18 protein-coding genes are annotated in these 18566 nt (G+C 60.1%); 9 read left to right on the forward strand and 9 right to left on the reverse strand.

Annotated elements, in window-relative coordinates; all coding sequences use genetic code 11:
• The first annotated feature begins 13 nt into the window (after positions 1-13).
• Entirely contained in the window at positions 14-820 is an 807-nt protein-coding gene (locus F550_RS0112500; protein ID WP_026180758.1) for an inositol monophosphatase family protein, read from the forward strand.
• A gap of 4 nt (positions 821-824) precedes the next feature.
• Here F550_RS0112500 and F550_RS0112505 read toward each other — a convergent pair whose 3' ends face one another.
• Positions 825-2672, reverse strand: coding sequence for an ABC transporter transmembrane domain-containing protein (locus F550_RS0112505; protein ID WP_018148906.1), 1848 nt, complete (start codon positions 2670-2672; stop codon positions 825-827).
• A 124-nt stretch (positions 2673-2796) separates the two neighbouring features.
• On the opposite strand from F550_RS0112505, the gene rpmE reads away from it, so the two are divergent.
• On the forward strand, positions 2797-3015 hold the full coding sequence (rpmE, locus tag F550_RS0112510; RefSeq protein ID WP_018148907.1) for a 50S ribosomal protein L31: 219 nt from the start codon (positions 2797-2799) through the stop codon (positions 3013-3015).
• A gap of 52 nt (positions 3016-3067) precedes the next feature.
• On the opposite strand, the gene zapE is transcribed toward rpmE, so the two are convergent.
• From zapE to F550_RS0112530, 4 genes are all read right to left on the reverse strand, one after another.
• Positions 3068-4246, reverse strand: coding sequence for a cell division protein ZapE (zapE, locus tag F550_RS0112515; protein WP_018148908.1), 1179 nt, complete (start codon positions 4244-4246; stop codon positions 3068-3070).
• Between the two features lie 6 nt (positions 4247-4252).
• The gene (locus F550_RS0112520) at positions 4253-4870 is read right to left on the reverse strand and encodes a rhomboid family intramembrane serine protease (protein ID WP_018148909.1); all 618 of its coding nucleotides are present in this window, start codon (positions 4868-4870) and stop codon (positions 4253-4255) included.
• Between the two features lie 109 nt (positions 4871-4979).
• Positions 4980-7262 carry a putative bifunctional diguanylate cyclase/phosphodiesterase gene (locus tag F550_RS0112525; RefSeq protein WP_018148910.1) on the reverse strand — a complete coding sequence of 761 codons (2283 nt, stop codon included), beginning with the start codon at positions 7260-7262 and terminating at the stop codon, positions 4980-4982.
• A 153-nt stretch (positions 7263-7415) separates the two neighbouring features.
• A complete protein-coding gene (locus F550_RS0112530) occupies positions 7416-7853 on the reverse strand; it encodes a DNA-binding transcriptional response regulator (RefSeq protein ID WP_018148911.1) in 438 nt (145 codons plus the stop codon).
• 231 nt (positions 7854-8084) lie between these two features.
• Between F550_RS0112530 and F550_RS0112535 the strand changes: the two genes are divergently transcribed.
• Together F550_RS0112535 and F550_RS0112540 are read left to right on the forward strand one after the other, a co-directional pair.
• On the forward strand, positions 8085-8981 hold the full coding sequence (locus F550_RS0112535) for a GNAT family N-acetyltransferase (RefSeq protein ID WP_018148912.1): 897 nt from the start codon (positions 8085-8087) through the stop codon (positions 8979-8981).
• A 74-nt stretch (positions 8982-9055) separates the two neighbouring features.
• Complete coding sequence (locus F550_RS0112540) at positions 9056-10261, forward strand: mechanosensitive ion channel (protein WP_018148913.1); 1206 nt, start codon at positions 9056-9058, stop codon at positions 10259-10261.
• A gap of 93 nt (positions 10262-10354) precedes the next feature.
• Here F550_RS0112540 and secA read toward each other — a convergent pair whose 3' ends face one another.
• Entirely contained in the window at positions 10355-13153 is a 2799-nt protein-coding gene (gene secA, locus F550_RS0112545) for a preprotein translocase subunit SecA (protein ID WP_018148914.1), read from the reverse strand.
• A gap of 192 nt (positions 13154-13345) precedes the next feature.
• Between secA and F550_RS17765 the strand changes: the two genes are divergently transcribed.
• The 5 genes from F550_RS17765 to F550_RS0112570 all read left to right on the forward strand — a co-directional run bounded on the left by F550_RS17765 (position 13346) and on the right by F550_RS0112570 (position 17472).
• Positions 13346-14332 (forward strand): peptidylprolyl isomerase, encoded by a 987-nt coding sequence (locus tag F550_RS17765; RefSeq protein WP_018148915.1) that lies wholly within the window; start codon positions 13346-13348, stop codon positions 14330-14332.
• The gene (argJ, locus tag F550_RS0112555) at positions 14329-15579 is read left to right on the forward strand and encodes a bifunctional glutamate N-acetyltransferase/amino-acid acetyltransferase ArgJ (protein WP_018148916.1); all 1251 of its coding nucleotides are present in this window, start codon (positions 14329-14331) and stop codon (positions 15577-15579) included. The genes F550_RS17765 and argJ overlap by 4 nt, the downstream gene beginning before the upstream one ends.
• Positions 15576-15980, forward strand: coding sequence for a (deoxy)nucleoside triphosphate pyrophosphohydrolase (locus tag F550_RS0112560; RefSeq protein ID WP_018148917.1), 405 nt, complete (start codon positions 15576-15578; stop codon positions 15978-15980). The genes argJ and F550_RS0112560 overlap by 4 nt, the downstream gene beginning before the upstream one ends.
• Positions 15981-15989: 9 nt before the next feature.
• Positions 15990-16160, forward strand: a complete 171-nt coding sequence (locus tag F550_RS19215) for a Flp family type IVb pilin (protein WP_018148918.1) — start codon at positions 15990-15992, stop codon at positions 16158-16160.
• Positions 16161-16254: 94 nt separating this feature from the next.
• Entirely contained in the window at positions 16255-17472 is a 1218-nt protein-coding gene (locus tag F550_RS0112570) for an epoxide hydrolase family protein (RefSeq protein ID WP_018148919.1), read from the forward strand.
• On the opposite strand, the gene F550_RS0112575 is transcribed toward F550_RS0112570, so the two are convergent.
• From F550_RS0112575 to grxC, 3 genes are all read right to left on the reverse strand, one after another.
• A complete protein-coding gene (locus F550_RS0112575; RefSeq protein ID WP_018148920.1) occupies positions 17432-17734 on the reverse strand; it encodes an aa3-type cytochrome c oxidase subunit IV in 303 nt (100 codons plus the stop codon). The two genes, F550_RS0112570 and F550_RS0112575, sit on opposite strands and share 41 nt — an antisense overlap.
• Positions 17735-17835: 101 nt before the next feature.
• Entirely contained in the window at positions 17836-18273 is a 438-nt protein-coding gene (locus tag F550_RS0112580; RefSeq protein WP_018148921.1) for a DUF1178 family protein, read from the reverse strand.
• 19 nt (positions 18274-18292) lie between these two features.
• Positions 18293-18553, reverse strand: coding sequence for a glutaredoxin 3 (grxC, locus tag F550_RS0112585; protein WP_018148922.1), 261 nt, complete (start codon positions 18551-18553; stop codon positions 18293-18295).
• Positions 18554-18566 lie beyond the last annotated feature (13 nt).

Raw genomic sequence — 18566 nt, forward strand, 5'->3', positions numbered from 1 at the left:
ACAGGCCCCCTAAATGTCCAAACCGTCCCCCGTCGGAACCGTAATGATCAATGCCGCCCGCCAGGCGGGCCGCTCACTTGCGCGCGATTTTGGTGAAGTGGAAAACCTTCAGGTCTCCAAAAAGGGCCCTGGAGACTTTGTTTCCAACGCCGATCACCGCGCCGAAGAGATCATCTATGAGAGCCTTGCCAAGGCGCGGCCGGGCTATGGCTTCCTGATGGAAGAACGCGGCGTGGTCGAGGGGTCTGACAAGTCCAACCGGTTCATCGTTGATCCGCTGGATGGCACGCTGAATTTCCTGCATGGCCAGCCGCACTATGCGGTTTCGATCGGGCTGGAGCGCGAAGGCAAGCTGCTGGCCGGTGTCGTCTATGACGTCGCCAAGAATGAGATCTTCTGGGCCGAGACGGGCCGCGGCGCATGGCTCGACCAGCGCAAGCTGATTGTCGCCAACCGCAAGAACCTCGAAGACTCCGTCTTTGGCACAGGGACGCCATGGATCGGCAAAGGCGAGGCATCGCATTTCCGCTTTTCGCAAGAGATGGCGGCGCTGACGCCCGTGACTGCTGGCATCCGCCGCTACGGTTCTGCCGCGCTGGATCTTGCCTACGTCGCAGCCGGGCGTTTTGACGGCTTCTGGGAATGGGGTCTCAAACCCTGGGACATTGCGGCTGGCATCGTGCTGGTGCGCGAGGCAGGCGGTTTCGTCGATGAGATCGAAGGCGGCGACGTGCTGACGACCGGCAATATCGTTGCTGCGAACGAGCCGCTGCTGCCGAAACTGACCGAGCGCCTGCGCAAGTCAAAAGCCTTCCGCTAGCCGACTAAGCCGTCTCGCTGGCGAATTGCATCTCTGCGAGCCGTGCATAGAGCCCGCCTTTCTTGACCAGCGACTCGTGGCTGCCTTCTTCCACGATCTTTCCCTTATCCATCACAATGATGCGGTTCGCGCGCCGGATCGTCGACAGGCGGTGCGCGATGACAAGTGTCGTGCGGCCCTCTGCGGCGCTTGCGATCGCTTTCTGGACAAGTCCTTCACTTTCACTGTCGAGCGCGGACGTCGCCTCATCGAGCAGCAGGACGGGGGCCTGCCTCACCAGCGCGCGGGCAAGGGCAACGCGCTGGCGCTGTCCGCCCGACAGGCTGCGGCCCTTCTGACCAAGCTCTGCCTCAAGCCCGCCCTTGTCCTGCAGGAACTGCCAGGCCTCTGCCATGCGGGCGGCCTCGATCAGGTCCGCGTCAGGGGCGGTGCCATCGCGCGCGCCGAACGCGATATTCTCACGCGCTGTGCCGGTAAAGAGAGCCGATTCCTGCGGGGCATAGGCAAACTGGCTGCGCCAGATGGCCGGATCTGTTTCAGGTGCGTCGATGCCGTCGACACTGATATGGCCCGATTGCGGATCAAACAGGCGAAGCGCGAGCCGAAAAACGGTTGATTTGCCGGCGCCAGACGGGCCGACAAGTGCCACGAATTCCCCCGGCTGCACATCGAGACTGAAGCTGTGCAGAGCCGGGCTATCTTCTGTGCCGTAGGAGAAGTCGACGGCGTCGAAAATCAGGTGACCTTGAGTGGGGACGGGAAGGGCGCGCGCTGTTTTGGGAGGCAGGATCTCAGGCGTTTCGCCGAGGATCTCACTGGCCCGGTCACTGGCCCCGGCGGCGCGCATGACTTCGCCCCAGACCTCTGCCAGCATGCCGAAGCCGGAGCCTGCATAGAAGGCGTAGAGGATCATCTGTGTCAGCTCACCGGGCGACATCTGCCCGGTCGCGACGGCCCGCGCCCCGAGCCAGAGGATACCGACCATGCCGCCGAGCAACATGACGGAGACCGCAAGGATCATGAAGGCGCGGGCCGTGATGCGTCTCAGCGCGGCCTTGAAGACAGCCTCTGCGGCGCCGGAAAAGCTGATCCGGCGGCGTTCTTCCTGGCCATAGGCCTGGACCAGCTCGATGGCGTCCAGTGCTTCGGAGGCCTGTGCCCCTGCATCGGCGAGGCGCGCCTGAGCACGGTTGGATGCGCCGCGAATGATCCGGCCGATGATCAGCACAGGCAGCATGGCCAGCGGGATCATTAGCAAGAGCGTACCGCCAAGCTTCCAGTTGGTAATGAGCATCATGGCGATCGCGCCAGTCGTGGAGAGAATGGTCCGGGTGGCAAGCGACGCTGTCGTGCCGAGGAATTGCTCGATCAGCGTGACGTCGGCTGTGAGACGTGAAACGCTCTCGCCAGAGCGCATCCCGGCATGAAAGCGCGGGCCGAGATGCAGCAGCTTGGCATAGAGGTCCGTGCGCAGGTCGGCGGCCACGCGCTCACCAAAGCGCGAGACGAAATAGAACCGCAGCGCGCTCAGAATCCCCATCAGGATGGCGGCGAGCAGCACGTATAGGAAATACTGGTCGATCGTCTCAAGCAGCGCTGCACCATTTGCGCCGCCTGCGCCGCCTGCGCCGGCATCAACGGCTTGGCCGAACAGCCACGGAATGGAGAGCGCCGCGATTGTCGAGACAACGAGGAAAAAGAGCGCGACGAAAACGAGGGTCAGGTGCTTGCGCACATAAGGCCAGAGCAGGGCGAGCGGCTTTATGGTCCGCGCCTTCGGCCGGTCGCTGCCACCCTGGTCGGGCAGCGTTTCGCGGCGGTCGTCGCTGATCTGGCTTGTCGCCTCGCTCATCTCTTGCACCTTCCTTGGCACTCGGCCCCTTGCGGGCTGGGCCTCAATCTACTAAGACCCCGCTTTCCGATTTTCACAGAGGCCAAACCGCGCAGGTAGGCCGCTGACGCGAGGACTAGAGACGATGAAAGCCGAAGGCCATCCCGATTATCACTTCATCACCGTCGTCATGACCGACGGGACGGAGTATCAAACCCGTTCGACATTTGGAAACGAAGGCGACCGCCTGACGCTGGATATCGATTCCAGCTCGCACCCGGCCTGGACCGGTGGCAACCAGCAGCTTGACCGCGGTGGCCGCGTGTCGCGCTTCAAGGACAAGTTCAAGGGTTTCGGCGTCTAGGCCGCCCCCGAACAGACGATTTCAGAAAATCCCCGCCAGGTGCGGGGATTTTTTATGCCTCGCTGTTGGGTGCGGACTCCATGCTCTCTTGATCGGCGCTGATATCTTCTGCGCGCGGAGGTGTGCGGTGCTCGAGGGCGAGATACTCGCGTGAGCGCATCTCGAACAGACGGCTTGCCGTGCGTTGAAATTCAAAACTTCCATCGCCTGACGGGTAGAGGTCTTCCGGCTCTGCGGTAGATGTCGCGACCAGTTTGACGCGGGCTTCGTAGAGGGCGTCGATCAGCGCCACAAAGCGGGCGGCTTCGTTGCGTTTGTCTCGTGAGAGCTGAGGTATGTCGTCGAGGAGCACCGTGTGAAAGGTCGCCGCGATGGCGAGGTAATCGCGTGCGCCAAGCGGCCGGGCACAGAGCTCCGGGAAGGAAAAGCGCGCAACACCTGCGGCCTCCCGCGTGACCTGGAGCTTCCGGCCTTTCACATGCAGCACGCACTGATTGGGCCGCGCGCCGAGCGTCAGCCGGTCAAATGCCTCGTCCAGCGTCTTTTCACGTGCGATCGGATCATTGGAGACGTGCCAGACGGGGGCGGCCGTCAGCCGCTCAAGGCGGTAGTCGCGCTCGGCGGCAAGTTCGAAGATATCGCATTCGTCCTTGATGCGCTCAATGAAGGGCAGGAAGAGCTGACGGTTGAGGCCGTCCTTATAGAGCTCGTCGGGATGGCGGTTAGAGGTTGCGACGACCGTCACACGGTCCTCGAAAAGGTTTTCGAATAGGCGCCCAAGGATCATCGCATCTGCGATCTGCGAAACCTGGAACTCATCGAAGCAGAGCAGCTTGGCTTCGGACGCGATGAGCTTGGCGACAGGCGGGATCGGGTCACTGCCAGCGCCTTTGACGCGGTGGTCCGCGCGCTTGCGTTCGTCTTCACTCATTCCGCGCCAGGCATTCATCTCATCGTGCACACGCCCCATGAATTCATGAAAGTGGACGCGTTTCGCCTTCACTGGGGAAAGGTCGTGGAACAGGTCCATCAGCATGGACTTGCCGCGCCCGACGCCGCCCCAGAGGTAAAGCCCCTTTACCTTGGTTTCCTTGCGGAACAGGCCAGCTGGCTTTGCCTCGGCGAGGCGTTCGAGCACGCTGTCGAGCTTGCGGGCAGCTTCGCGCTGGGCGCTGTCCTCGGTGAGCTGGCCCGCCTCGATGCGCTTGTCGTATTCCTGCTCAACGCTCATTCAGGATCAGCCTCCACCAAGCACGCGAGCGACCTGGTCTGAAAAGATCGACAACGATCGCGGCGCCACAACGATTGTCGCGATGAGCCCCGCAATCGCGCCGCCAAGATGCGCCTCATGGCCAATGATGCGGTTCTCCCGCTGGGCCAGCACGGTGCTGATCCCGATAAAAAGGATACCGAAAACGATCGCAGGCATCGGGATGATGAAGAAAAGCAGCATCGCGAAAGGCTGGAACAGGCAGAAGGAGAGGATCATGCCCGATGTCGCCCCGGATGCACCCAATGCGCGATAGTCTGGCGCGCGGAAGTTCTCAAGCAACGCCCAGAGATTGCCGCCTAGAAGCGCAGCAAAATAGACGAAGAGGAAAGAGAGCGTGCCCAGCTGGTATTCGATGAAGCGTCCAAACTGAAAGAGGACGAACATGTTGATTAGAAGGTGGAAGACGCCGCCATGCAGGAACCCTGACGTGATCAGGCGGTGGTACTCATTCTTTTCCCGGATCGGCTCTATGTGAAAGAGGTTTGCGAGCAGGAATTTCTGATTGAGCCAGCCATAGATGCTGGCGGCAACATTGATCGCGATCAGCGTCAGCGTGGCCGGAAAGACGGAAAGTTGGTCCATCAGCGCTGCCTATCGCAAGGCGGGCCGGAAAAACACTGGAAATATCGTCCCGATGCGGTGTTGTGGCAGGTGACCAGACAACAGGCACCGGCCAGCGGGTCTCTGCTGGTCAGGCGATGTTCTTCAGCGGGGCAATCCCTTCATCGCCTTCGGGGATGACAAGGTCTTCAAGACTGGCTGGCCGACCAAGAAGATAGCCTTGAACTTTCGCAAATCCGGCGAGCCTGACAAGCGTCAACTGTTCCTCGGTCTCGATGCCCTCGGCGACGATGTCGACGTCCAGAACATCTCCCATCCGGGACATCAGGGCGACGAGTTTCTGCGCTCTGCTGCTCTGGGCGGCTTGCGCAAAGAAGGACCGGTCGATCTTGATCCGGTCGACCGGCAGGCTTTCAAGGCGGCTGAGGGAGGAGTGACCCGTTCCGAAATCGTCTAGCGACACCGTCACCCCGCGCGCCCGTATGGAATTGAGCTGGTCCCGGGAGGCGTTCATGTCCTCGAGAATTCCGCGCTCCGTAATCTCCAGCTCGAGTAGATCTGGTGGAAACCTGGTTTCCTCGAGGATGTCGAAAAGCGAGCCGACGAAACCATCGCTCATGATTTCAGCCGGCGATACGTTGACGTTCAGCCTGAGGGGCCGGCCGTTTGTCTTCATCCATTGAAGCGTTTCTGTGCAGGCTCGCCGCAATGTGTACTGGCCGAGCGCGATGATCGTCCGACTGCTTTCGGCGATGGAAATGAACTCATCGGGAGAGATGTTTCCGTAGTCAGGGTGGCTCCACCGCGCGAGAGCCTCAACGCCGCTGAGTTTGCCTGACCGGACCTCGAAGATTGGCTGATATTGAAAGTGAATCTGGCTTGAGGTGATTGCCTGGGTCAGGTCTCGCCGGATGGCAAGGCGCCGGTCGAGGCGTGTCTCCACATCTCCGTCGCAGATCACGACACGCCCACCGCCCAGTGATTTGGCTTCGTAGACGGCGGCATCGGCACGTTCAAGCGCCCCGGCGAGGGGCGTCGTCTCACTGGTGGAGGCGATGCCGATGGAGGCCGCAAGATCGATGAGCCGGTCATCGATCTCGACAGGTCGTGATATCGCGTCAACAAACCGGGCCGCCAGCCGGTTGCCCCCCTCAGCGTCCCACCGGACTTGCAGGAGCGCACAGAATTCATCGCCGCCCAGCCTGAAGACCTCAAGGCCCGGAATATCTTCCTCCAGACCGCGGAAGCGGGCGCCAAGCTCGCACAAGGCGATGTCGCCAGCCTCATGGCCCTGTCGATCATTGATATGTTTGAAGTTGTCGAGGTCGACGCAGATGACGGCTGTCGGCTCACTGGACAGCCTGTTCTGGCCAGCTTCGATCGAGGCATTGAACGCATGACGGTTGCCAAGTCCGGTCAGCCGGTCGCGAAGGGCGAGGGCCTTCAATTTTTCTTCGGCTTCTGCTTTCTCGGTGATGTCGTGCGCGATGACCCGGTATCCGGCAAATGCGCCATCCTCATGAAACACCGGCTCGCCCGTGCATTCGACCCGGCGGCTTTGGCCTTCAAGGTTAAGGGTGGCTCTGATTTTTTCATAAGGGGTGCGTGTTTGCAGCGCCTGGTGAAATGTGTCGGCCTGCGCTTCCCAGTCGAAGAGAATCGTTCGCCAGTGCCGGCCAACCGCATCGCCAGTTCCGAAGAAGTCGGTGACCGTGCCATGTTCATCGATTTCGAGATGCCAGTCGGAGGCGAGCGTTGCATAGTGCGCAAAGCGCTGCTTCAGGATCGTTTCCTGGCGGGCGGCCTTGTTGAGCGAGGCGTAGGCGGCCCCTGTGATCTTTCTCGGCAAGATAGCGGCAAGCGCGCTGGCCATCGCCACGATGCTGAGCGCGATGGCCGTCAGGAAGGTCTCGTCGCGACCATAAAAAATGATCGCCGCTTCCGGATTGGTGGAGAGATAGATGTTGAAGAACGCGATCAGTCCGACCGTATAGAGTATCGCCACCCATACAGGCGCGAGAAGCCCCCACATGAATGCGCTAAGCCCCAGCAGCATCAACCCAATCCAGGCGGCTGCGCCTTGCAGCATGATCTCCGCAACAAGATTGACCGGTACGCATATGCAGATCAGCAGGATCTGGAGTGTCGGCGCCTGCCGCCTGAAGGCGAGCACAATTGCGAGGCAAAGCACAAGCGCCGTCGCGGCATCGACAATCGCCATCACTCCAAGCGGATAATTGCCCGCCGCGATCATGGATGCGATGACGAATCCCACTGTGAGGAGAATGGCGCCCGCGCTGAATATGACGAGATATTGGTGGACGCGCGCCTGATCCATCGTGCGCAGCGACCAGCTGGATGGCCAGAAGGCGGCACTGGTCTTCGCTCCGTAGCTATCGCCCTGATTGCTCATAGACACCCTCTTCCTCAAGTACAGATTAAGCAGAGGATAGTTTCGGGTCTGACCAAGAACGGCTAATAAATTCCGGCTATCGCGGAAAGCTTTGATTAAGTCTTGTGGCATTGCCAGTTTCTGGCGCAAAAGCTTGTGCAGTGCCGCTGTCGATCAGGCTGCCGCGATGCGGCCTGTCTGTTCCGGCGCAGGCATCTGCTCAAAGAAGAAGTCGAGCATGGCCTCTGGGCGCTGAATGAAGCGGTTATAGGGCAGGCTCGCCTTGAAGACCGGGGTCTTCGCAATATTGCAGCCGCACCGAAGCGCGGTGCCGACGATTGAATCGCGGTCTGGGTTGATCGAGGCAACGGCGATCCGGTGTGAGCCCATATTTGCAAGGCGCGCAATCGTCATGTCGCCATCATAGCTGTCGGGCAGGGTCAGTTCCGTGATCACCAGATCGAAGCGTTCAAGGCGCAGACGCCGCTCGGCTTCCATCAGCGTGTGGGCCAGGACCAGGTCGACCTGCACGCGCGCCCGCGCTGCCTTGTCGGCAGCAACCGCCAGCATGTCGCGCACCGGCTCATGATCCTCGATCCACAGTACTTTCATAAAGCTCTACCCTGTATGTGAATGCGTCCGAAATGAAACGGAGCGTTCTTCCTCAATGAAGGCACTCTGACACCGCCGCCTTTAAGCTTGGTAAAGCGAACCTTGCTGAAGTGTTTACAGGTCCACCTATCTGGTTACCGCTTGAGCCCGTCGCAAAGCGCCGATTTTATATGCTACCGTCAACACTGACCGCTGATGTAGGGCGGCCGGGATGCTTCAAAGGGAGTTGAGATGCCTGATGGCACTGTAAACGAAGCAAAAAACAGGTCGGCCTTTCTTCAGGATATCGAGGAGAGCGACCAGCACATCGTTGACACGCTCATTGCCGAGCGCTGTCCAAGCTTTGTCGCCCACTGGTCCTGGCCGGTTACACGGCGCGTGCTTTACGCGCTGCTAGGCTATGGCAAGGCGCGCAACATGGCCGATACGCTGATGACGCTGAACGGGCGTCAGTCGTTCGAGTATCTGTCGGACGTCCTCAAAGTCGAGCTGAGCATCGCCCATCTGGGCAGGCTTCCCGAAAAGGGCCGCGTCGTCGTCGCTGCCAACCATCCGACAGGACTGGCAGACGGGGTGGCCGTCTGGGATGCGCTGATCAAGCGTCGGCAGGATGTTGTCTTTTTCGCCAACGCCGATGCCATTCGGGTCAATCCGCAATTCCAGGATGTGATTATCCCAATTGAGTGGGTGCCCGGAAAGCGTAGCCCGGCCAAAACACGCGAAACTCTGAAACGCGCGTCGGAGGCGTTCGAGGCGGAAAAGTGCGTCGTGATTTTTCCGTCTGGAAAGCTTGCGAAGAAAGTTGAGGGCACCCTGACCGAGCAGGCCTGGTTCTCGACAGTGGTCAGCCTGGCGCGCAAGCAGGGCGCACCCATCGTGCCGCTCCATGTCGGGGCAGAAAACTCAAAGCTCTTCTACAGGCTCAGCCAGATAAATGGCGAGCTGCGCGACATTACGCTGTTCAATGAACTGCTTAACAAGACGCACGCCAAATTCGAGCTGACGTTTGGACAGCCAATCCCGACCTATTCGCTTCTTGGGGATGCGGCAGAGGTGACAGAGGCCTTGAAGGACCACGTTGCCTATACATTGGCAGACGATCCCGGCGCTTTATTTGGAACTGGCTAGCTCGGCCCTAGTTCCCTTTGCAGTGTACAACTCGGAATCAGGGTTGGCATTCGTTGAAAACGAAAGGGCTGAGCATGGAAGAATTCTGGAACAATACAGTCGCGCAAGTGCAGGATTACGGACCGAATATACTATTCGCGATTCTTATCCTCATTGGCGCATACTTCGTCGCGCTTCTGCTGAAGTGGGCGATTTCGACAGCCGTCAACAAGACCGGTTTCGGCAAGGGCGAAACCGATCCGGACGGCAAGGCAACCAAGTCGCTAGGCGACAGTCTCGGCATAGCGGCCTTCTGGATCGTGATGCTGATCGGCGTCATCCAGGCGCTGACGCGGCTCTCTCTGACGCAGGTCGTCCAGCCGCTGAATGGCATGCTCAGCGATGTGCTCAATTATCTGCCGAACATCTTCGGCGCCATCCTGATCTTTATTGTCTTCATGATCGTCGCAAACGTCGTTCAGAAGACGGCCAAGGCGGTCTTCGTCTTTGCTGATCCGGTGCCAGCGCGCCTCGGCCTGACCAGCGGCCCGGTCAATATTTCCGGTGTCACCGCAACCGTACTTGCCGCGATCATTGGCATTTTCGGTGCGATTGCCGCTTTCGACGTTCTTGCAATCGAAGCGATTTCCGAGCCAGCGACAGAGATGCTGAATGAGATTATCGGGGCGATCCCGAACATCCTCATCGCGGCGATCCTGCTGACGGTCTTCGTGCTGATCGGGCGGTTCGTGCACAATCTCATCCTGCGCACGCTGCCGAATTTCGGTGTCGATTCCGCTGTGGCCGAGCTTGGTATCCTGAAGGGTGCCGATTCCGGCATGACCGCGTCCAATGTGATCGCAAAGGGTGCGCTGTTCTTCATCGTGCTGCTTGGTCTGGTACAGGCCATGCGTGCGCTTGAGTTCGAAGTGCTGACTAATGCGACCTACACGGTGCTCGATCTTGCCGCCTCGATCGTCTTCGGTGCAATCATCATCTTTGCTGGCGTGGTCATCGCCCGCATCGTGAGTGGTGCCATGGCATCGACAGGTGATGGCGCGAGCGACACGGTGGCCAAGGTCACGAAATGGGCGATCATCATCCTCGCAACCATCCTTGGTATTTCGCGGATGGAGCTGGACCCGACCGGCGGTGAGTTTGTGCTCAATGTCGCCGAAATGCTTGTGATGGGCGCGGCTGTTGGCCTCGCCATCGCAGTCGGCATCGGCTTTGGCTGGGGTGGCCGCGACTGGTTCGCCAAGCAGCTTGAGAAGTGGAGCCGCAAGGACGGCACGCCGTAAAGGCGCAAGCTGACTTCGCTCAAAAAGAAAGGCCGCTCCATCCGGGGCGGCCTTTTTCATTGTTCGTTTGAAATGTGAAAGCAGAAGCGCGTCTTAAGCGCGTTGTGTGCCTGCCGGGCTAAGGGAGCCGTGGCAATGCTTGTACTTCTTGCCGGAGCCACAGGGGCAGGCGGCATTGCGCGGCGTCTGTGACCAGTCATCTTCAGCCTGGTGAAGCGGCGGGCCGTCATGCGGCTCGTTCGGGCCTTCGACGACGTTCTTGGTCATCTCATTGTCGCCGGTGTCCGGGTTGAGATGGGTCTCACGCAGATTTTCGCGCGACAGGATCGATTCCCGCGCTGCTGCGAGCGCCTGTTCATCGCGCGCCCGGTCGGCTGCGCGCTGGTCCTGCGAGGCAGGCGGCGTAATGCGGATATTCATCAGGATGCGCGTCACTTCGTGGCGAAGCGTGCTGAGCAGTTCGTTGAAGAGCTTGAAGGCCTCTTCCTTGAACTCATTCAGTGGGTCGCGCTGGCCGTATGAGCGCAGGTGAATGACAGAGCGTAGCTGGTCGATCTGCTGGAGGTGATTGCGCCACTTGCTGTCCAGCACCTGGAGCAGGACCTGTTTCTCAACCGATTTGATCTGGTCGGCCCCGGCCAGTTTGACCTTCTGCTCGAACGCCTCGTCCGAGGCCTTCCGCACGCGTTCTGCGATCTCCGCATTGGCAACGCCTTCTTCAGACGCCCAATCGGCTATCGGCAGGTCGAGGCCGAGTTCGTTCTTCAGCGTCTCGGTCAGGCCCTCGACGTCCCACTGTTCGGCGAACGCCTTCTCAGGCATCGCTTCTGAGACATATTCATCGATGATGTCGTGGCGCATGTCGGTCACTTCTTCGGTGACGTTCTCTGCGTGCATGAACTCGCGGCGCTGCTCGAAGATCGCCTTGCGCTGGTCATTGATGACGTCGTCATATTTCAGGACGTTCTTGCGGATCTCGAAATTGCGTTCCTCGATCTTCTTCTGCGAGGTTTCGATCGCCTTGTTCATCCAGGGGTGAGTGATGCCCTCGTCTTCCTTGATGCCAAGGCTCTTCATGATCGAGTTGAGCCGGTCGGCGGCGAAGACGCGCATAAGGTCATCTTCAACCGAGATGAAGAATTTCGACTTGCCGGGATCGCCCTGACGCCCCGTCCGGCCGCGCAGCTGGTTATCGATGCGGCGGCTTTCGTGGCGTTCGGTGCCGAGAACGAAGAGGCCGCCCGCGTCGAGCGCTTCCTTCTTGCCGACCTCGATATCCGCCTTGATCTCGGCTTCCATCGCCTTTTCTTCCTCTTCGGAAGGCTCACGGCCGTTCTTTTCGATAAACTCGTCAGTGGCTTTCCAGAGACGCATTTCGAGGTTGCCGCCAAGCTGGATATCGGTACCGCGTCCAGCCATGTTGGTCGCGACCGTTACGGCGCCCGGCAGGCCGGCATCAGCAATGATCTCGGCTTCTTTTTCGTGGTGGCGGGCGTTCAGCACCTTGTGCGGGACCTTGGCCTGCGTCAGCAGCGTCGAAATGATTTCTGACTTCTCGATAGAGGCCGTGCCGAGAAGGACAGGCTGACCCTTGGCGCGCGCGTCCTTCACCTCAGTGATAATTTCCTGATACTTCGCAGACGCGACCCGGTAGACGACATCGTCATCATCGACACGCTGGATCGGCTTGTTGGTCGGCAGCTGAAAGACTTCCAGCTTGTAGATATCGGCGAACTCGGCCGCCTCTGTGATGGCCGTACCGGTCATGCCGGCGAGTTTCTTGTAGAGGCGGAAATAGTTCTGGAACGTGATCGACGCCAGCGTCTGGTTCTCAGGCTTGATGTCGACGCCTTCCTTGGCCTCGATTGCCTGGTGGAGACCTTCCGACAGGCGGCGGCCTTCCATCATCCGGCCGGTGAACTCGTCGACCAGCATGACCTGATCGTCTTTCATCAGATACTGCTTGTCGCGGTGAAACAGCTTGTGCGCGCGCAGGGCCTGATTGGAGTGGTGGACAATCGAGACGTTCTGCGGATCCCACAGATTGCCCTCGATCATGCCTGCCTCATCCAGCAGGCGTTCCAGCTTTTCCATGCCTTCTTCCGTAAAGATGACAGAGCGCTGCTTCTCGTCGAGCTCGATATCGGTTTCTTCGTCGAGCTCAGGGATCAGCTTGTCGATCGTGATATAGAGCTCTGAACGGTCGTCGGTCGGGCCTGAGATGATCAGGGGTGTGCGCGCTTCGTCGATCAGGATGGAGTCGACCTCATCGACGATGGCATAGGCGTGACCGCGCTGCGCCATCTGGTCGAGCGAGTATTTCATATTGTCGCGCAGATAGTCGAAGCCGAACTCATTGTTCGTGCCATAGGTGATGTCGCAGGCATAAGCGGCCTTGCGCTCATTATCATTCAGCCCGTGGACGATCGTACCGGTGGTCATGCCGAGGAAGCCGTACAGCTTGCCCATCCATTCGGCGTCGCGCTTGGCGAGATAGTCGTTCACCGTGATGACGTGGACGCCCTTGCCGGCGAGCGCGTTAAGATAGACGGCCAGCGTCGCCACAAGCGTCTTGCCTTCACCGGTGCGCATTTCGGCGATCGCGCCGCGGTGCAGGACCATGCCGCCGATCATCTGAACGTCGAAATGGCGCATGCCGAGGGCGCGGACAGAGCCTTCGCGAACAACGGCAAAAGCTTCCTCAAGGAGGTCATCGAGACTTTCGCCATCATCGAGGCGGCCTCGAAATTCCTCTGTCTTTGTCTTCAGTTCGCTGTCAGAGAGCGCCTGCATCTTGGGCTCCAGCGCGTTGATCCGCTCGACGCTCTTGCGCATCGGCTTGATCTGTCTGTCATTCGCGGAACCGAACATTTTGCGGGCTAGGGAGAGCATGGAAACAAGCACCAATCTGCGCTGTTGACTTGAAGGATAGCTCCTGACCAGAAACGGTATGTACAGGAGGCGCACGTAGAGCTTGCGCGCGGCGGGTGACTAAACCTCTCGACCAGTCCCCGCGGGAGACTTAAGAACGCCGCCAAATGGTGTCAATGCGAACGGCTGTAGCGCGAACACAAGGACTTAGGCATGCATAGGCAGAGGTTCTCATTCATTGTACTTGCGCTTGCCTCGGCATTTGCCATTGGCGCTTGCGACCAGAGCGACGGCCCCAGCGATGTGCGCCGTCCCGTCGGGTTCGATGCGTCGGCTGCCGCGCTCGTCAATGGCGACCCGATCTACCTCTCCGATGTAGAGCTGGAAGCGGTTGCCCAGGGCCGGATCGAGCCCGGCGACGCCTTCGGACCAGAGCATGACGACTACGAGCTTGTCCTCGACCAGCTGATCGACCAACGCCTCCTGGCGCAGGAAGCCGTTCGCCGCGGCCTCGACCGGACACCGGCCGCCCAGCGCAGGCTGGAAACGGCGCGCGAGCGCCTGCTTGGCAACTTCCTGATGGAAGACCTCGTCGCCACGCAGGTGAATGAAGCGGCGATCGACCGTATGTATGAAGAACAGGTGCGCCTCCAGCAGCTCGATGACGAGGTTCGCATCCGGCATATCCTGCTGGAAACGCAGGAGGAGGCGCAGACTGTGCTCGAACAGGCGCGCGCAGGCGAAGATTTCACAGCGCTTGCCTTTGAAAATTCGGAAGACACCCGCACCCGGCTTGATGGCGGCTCATTCGGCTGGGTTTCGCCCAACGACATGATCGAGCCATTTCCAGCCGTGATCGCAGATACACCAGCTGGCGAAATCTCCGAACCATTCCAGTCCGAACAAGGCTGGCACATTGTGAAGGTCGAGCAGCGCCGCACGCGTCCGCCAAAGACACGCGAAGAGATGCGGCCTGAAATCGTTACCTATCTGACCTTCACGCAGATCAGCCAGATCCTCCAGGACCTGCGCGCCAGCGCCGAGATCGAGCAGCGCGATGGCGACCTCGTCGCGCGAAGGCTTGCCGAAGATGCGGGCGATGCAGACGAGGAAAGTACAGAACAGGCGCTTCCTGCCGATGCGGATGAGGGCGCCAATGCAGATGAAACGTCTGAAGACGGCATGGAGACGCCAGAGTGAAGCTGACCCCGTCTCCGTTCGCACCTGCCTCCTTTCCAGAGCTGCCGGTGGTCAAAGGCGTGCGCGCCGCAACAGCCTCGCGCGGTTTCTATGCCCGGCGCGGCGTGGAGCGCGAGGACGTCTTCCTCTTTGTCATGCCGCAAGGCACCTCAGCGGCTGGCGTCTTCACGCGCTCACACACCGCCTCGGCGGATGTCGACTGGTGCCGCGAGGCGCTGAAGCTCGGCAAGGGCGTCGGCCGCGCGCTGGTGGTCAATGCGGGCAATTCGAATGCTTTCACGGGCAAGGCGGGCATCCTGAAGAATGAAGCCACGCTGAAAGCGATGGCGCAGACGCTCGAAGTGGACCGCGCGCAATGCTTCATCGGCGCGACCGGGGTCATCGGTGAGCCGCTGCCCAATCCGGACTATGTCGGCGAGATGCTGCCGCAGCTTGAAGACAAGCTCGGCGCGCCAGACTGGGAGGCCTGCGCAAGGGCCTTCATGACTACCGATACCTATCCAAAGGGCGCCGGCGCCACGGCGGAGATTGATGGCACAGACGCCTCCATAGCGGGCATCCTCAAGGGCTCCGGCATGATCATGCCGAACATGGCGACGATGCTCTGCTACCTCTTTACCGATGCTGCGATCAGCCCAGCCGTGCTCGACCAGCTGCTGCGTGAAACCGTCGACCGGACGCTCAACTCAGTCACCGTCGATGGTGACACTTCGACATCGGATAGCTGCATGCTGTTCGCGACCGGGCAATCCGGCGCGCCGATGATCAACGCGGCGGACGATCCGCGTCTGGACGGCTTCAGAGGGGCGCTCAGCGATGTGCTGGGCGATCTTGCTCATCAGCTGGTCAAGGATGGCGAGGGCGCGTCGAAATTCGTCGAGATCCGCGTCGAGGGAGCCGTGTCAGAGCCGTCCGCCAAGACGATCGGAATGCACATTGCCAACTCGCCGCTTATTAAGACGGCGATGGCGGCGGGCGATGCCAATTGGGGCCGGATCGTCATGGCGGTCGGCAAATCCCTGGAGCCGATCTTCAAGGACGAAATGCGCATCTGGTTCGGCGATCACCTTGTCGCCGAGGGCGGAATGCGCGCGCCGGGCTATGATGAGGCGACCGCCAGCGCACATTTCGCGGGCGATGAGCTTGCTATCCGCGTCGATGTGGCTGCGGGCAAGGCGGCCTGGACCGTGTGGACCTGCGACCTGACGCATGGCTATGTCGACATCAATGGCGCCTACCGCACATGAGCGGACCTGTCCTGCTGGTGGTTGCCGCTGCGATCTTCGATAAGGCGGGCAACATCCTTCTGGCACAGCGCCCTGAGGGAAAATCCATGGCGGGCCTCTGGGAATTTCCCGGCGGCAAGCTCGAAGCCGGCGAAGCGCCAGAGGCCGCGCTCTGCCGCGAGCTGAAGGAAGAATTGAAGCTCACCGTCGAGCCGTCGGCGTTAAAGCCGATTAGTTTCGCCAGTTTTAATTATCCCGATTTTCACCTTTTAATGCCACTTTATGAGGTGCGGGACTGGCAGGGGACACCCACCGGTCTCGAAGGACAGTCACTGGCCTGGGTCAAACCGGCAGAGCTTGGCATTTATGAGGCCCCGCCTGCCGATATTCCTCTCTTCGAGGAGTTGGCGCGGCGGTATTGAGAGGACGGCATGGTCGCCACTTTTCTGAAGCGCCTGAAAACCGATATGATCGGTGCCAGCTCCGTTGAATACGGCCTGCTGATCGGCCTGATGACCATTCTCCTCATCGCCGGGATCAGTGCCCTTGGCGTTGAGACAACCAATCATTTCGATAATGCCCAGGCTGGCTTTGAAAGCTAGTCACACCTCGTGTGACCTGACCCCATGTGAGCCTTGACCCTGCGGTGCGCACGGCGCTTCATCCTGTCTGATCTAAACGAACAGGATATCGGTCATGAGCGCCATCAAACCCTTCACGGTCGACATCAGCGACGAGACGCTGTCGCGTATCCGCCAGCGGGTGGAAGCCTTTCGCTGGTTTCCGGCCCCGGCGGCAGGCGGCGACTGGGCGTTTGGGATCTCGACCCCATTTCTCAAAGATATTCAGGCCTACTGGCTGGAGACATATGACTGGCGCAAAGCTGAGAAAGAGCTGAATGCCTGGCCGCAATTTACGACAGAGATAGACGGGCTCGACATTCACTTCCTGCATGTCGTCGGCGAGGCAGGTGGCAAGCGGCCTCTGCTGCTTACCCATGGCTGGCCGGGTTCGGTCTATGAATTCTATCAGGCTATCGGCCCGCTCGCCTGGCCAAGCAAGCATGGCGGGAAGTCTGAAGACGCCTTCGATCTCGTTATTCCTTCGCTGCCGGGCTACGCGTTTTCCGGCAAACCTGCGATGCCAACGGGCCAGCAGGCGACGGCGCGCATGTGGGACACGCTCATGCGAGAGCGTCTCGAATATGACACCTATCTGGCGCAGGGCGGCGACTGGGGCGGGCTCGTGACGTCGCTGCTTGGTCTCAATCACGCAAATGGAAAGACCGGGGGCTGCAAGGCAATCCACCTCAACATGATCGGTCACCGGCCGGCCGACAGCACGCCTAAAACCGACGAGGAGAAAGCCTGGGCGGCTAACTCACAGTCCAAGATGCAGGCTGAGGGCGCCTACCTCATGGAGCAGGCGACCAAGCCGCAGACGCTCGCCATGGCGCTGATGGACAGCCCGATGGGGACGGCGGCGTGGATTCTGGAGAAGTTTCACGGCTGGAGTGACCTTGGCGAAGGCGATCTCCTCAGCGTCTATACACGCGACCAGCTCCTCACCAATGTGATGATCTATCTGGTGAACGACGCGATCGCGACGTCGGTCTGGTATTATGCCGCCCTGTTCCTTGAGGGCGGGGCGCAACTGAAATCCGATCAGAAGGTCGATGTGCCCACAGGCATTGCCAACTATCCGGGCGAGGACATCTTCATGACACCGCCGCGCAGCTGGTGCGAGCGCATCTATAATGTTGCTTACTGGTCGGACGTGGAAAAGGGTGGGCACTTCGCCGCGATGGAAGTGCCTGACCTATATGTCGAGGATGTGAGGGCGTGGGCCCGAAGTGTCGAGCGCGAGCGCTGGGCTACATCGCGAGAGAGAAAAGGGCCACCAGCAGCTGGATGATCAGAGCGAGGCCGGCGAGCCCGATCACCGTTGCGATCCAGGCACCGCCAAAGCCTGCGCCAACGCCGATTGCGATACCCGCGCCTGCACAGAGAATGAGGGCAACGAGCCAGTTCATGCCAACCGACAGGGTGAAGACCATATAGCCAACGGAGATGAGCAGGGCGAGCGCGCCCCAGGCACTGGCCTTCATGAAGCCGGAATACATTTTCGATTGCGATTCGATTTTCATTTCGCCGCGGGTGTATTCACTGGACGCCATTGATCAACTCCGTTCATGGGTCTTGGTTCATGCGTTTTATCGCTGCTGCACCGTCGGTCAAGCATCCAGGCGGTCGCAGGTGCAGCGCAAGCGGTCCGCGCCTAGTTCAGCTTGGTCTTGTCGGACTTCTTTGGCGGCACGAAAGCGGGGGGCAGGGGCGCAGCTGGCACGCCTTCTTCTTTGAGGCTGTCGCGCTCTTCTGAGGTTGTTTCACCCCATATAGGCCGGTGGTCGCGCTCGCCATAATACATGGAGCGGGCCTCTTCTGCGAAGCCATCGCCGACATAGTCGTAATTTTCTGAGATGTGCTGGCGGGCCTGAGCCGCGAGTTTGCCGAAAACCTTTTCAGGGTCCTTGGCGCCTGACTTCTCGCTGGGGCGGACAGACGGCGCCATCATCTGCTTGCGGATATCGTGTCCGGCGCATTGCGGGCAGTCGATCTGGCCACTGCCCGATTGCGTTTCGAACGCGTCAGAGGACGCAAACCAGCCTTCAAAGCCGGTGTCGCAATCCCTGCATTCAAGCGCGTATCGGATCATCTGCCTTGGCCGTGCGTGCTCAGGCCGCGGCCAGCTTGTCGTCGAGCTTTCCGGAGCGTTCCAGCGCCATCATTTCGTCGCAGCCGCCAATATGCTCTTCGCCAATGAAGATTTGCGGAAAGGTCCGCCCGCCATTCGAGCGCTGCACCATCTCGGCTTTCTTGTCAGGGTCCATGCCAGCGTCGATTTCAGTGAAGTCGGCATTCTTCTGCTTCAGCAGCGACACTGCGCGCGTACAGAAAGGACAGAAGGCACGCGTATAGATTGTTACAGCAGACATGGGCGGGTCCTCG

It is taken from the genome of Henriciella marina DSM 19595, from assembly GCF_000376805.1.
GTDB lineage: Bacteria > Pseudomonadota > Alphaproteobacteria > Caulobacterales > Hyphomonadaceae > Henriciella > Henriciella marina.

What these genes read in the sequence shown, in the direction of transcription:
- F550_RS0112500 (WP_026180758.1), top strand. Translation starts at nt 14, where the DNA reads ATGTCCAAACCGTCCCCCGTCGGAACCGTAATGATCAATGCCGCCCGC.
- F550_RS0112505 (WP_018148906.1), bottom strand. Translation starts at nt 2,672, where the DNA reads ATGAGCGAGGCGACAAGCCAGATCAGCGACGACCGCCGCGAAACGCTG.
- rpmE (WP_018148907.1), top strand. Translation starts at nt 2,797, where the DNA reads ATGAAAGCCGAAGGCCATCCCGATTATCACTTCATCACCGTCGTCATG.
- zapE (WP_018148908.1), bottom strand. Translation starts at nt 4,246, where the DNA reads ATGAGCGTTGAGCAGGAATACGACAAGCGCATCGAGGCGGGCCAGCTC.
- F550_RS0112520 (WP_018148909.1), bottom strand. Translation starts at nt 4,870, where the DNA reads ATGGACCAACTTTCCGTCTTTCCGGCCACGCTGACGCTGATCGCGATC.
- F550_RS0112525 (WP_018148910.1), bottom strand. Translation starts at nt 7,262, where the DNA reads ATGAGCAATCAGGGCGATAGCTACGGAGCGAAGACCAGTGCCGCCTTC.
- F550_RS0112530 (WP_018148911.1), bottom strand. Translation starts at nt 7,853, where the DNA reads ATGAAAGTACTGTGGATCGAGGATCATGAGCCGGTGCGCGACATGCTG.
- F550_RS0112535 (WP_018148912.1), top strand. Translation starts at nt 8,085, where the DNA reads ATGCCTGATGGCACTGTAAACGAAGCAAAAAACAGGTCGGCCTTTCTT.
- F550_RS0112540 (WP_018148913.1), top strand. Translation starts at nt 9,056, where the DNA reads ATGGAAGAATTCTGGAACAATACAGTCGCGCAAGTGCAGGATTACGGA.
- secA (WP_018148914.1), bottom strand. Translation starts at nt 13,153, where the DNA reads ATGCTCTCCCTAGCCCGCAAAATGTTCGGTTCCGCGAATGACAGACAG.
- F550_RS17765 (WP_018148915.1), top strand. Translation starts at nt 13,346, where the DNA reads ATGCATAGGCAGAGGTTCTCATTCATTGTACTTGCGCTTGCCTCGGCA.
- F550_RS0112560 (WP_018148917.1), top strand. Translation starts at nt 15,576, where the DNA reads ATGAGCGGACCTGTCCTGCTGGTGGTTGCCGCTGCGATCTTCGATAAG.
- F550_RS19215 (WP_018148918.1), top strand. Translation starts at nt 15,990, where the DNA reads ATGGTCGCCACTTTTCTGAAGCGCCTGAAAACCGATATGATCGGTGCC.
- F550_RS0112570 (WP_018148919.1), top strand. Translation starts at nt 16,255, where the DNA reads ATGAGCGCCATCAAACCCTTCACGGTCGACATCAGCGACGAGACGCTG.
- F550_RS0112575 (WP_018148920.1), bottom strand. Translation starts at nt 17,734, where the DNA reads ATGGCGTCCAGTGAATACACCCGCGGCGAAATGAAAATCGAATCGCAA.
- F550_RS0112580 (WP_018148921.1), bottom strand. Translation starts at nt 18,273, where the DNA reads ATGATCCGATACGCGCTTGAATGCAGGGATTGCGACACCGGCTTTGAA.
- grxC (WP_018148922.1), bottom strand. Translation starts at nt 18,553, where the DNA reads ATGTCTGCTGTAACAATCTATACGCGTGCCTTCTGTCCTTTCTGTACG.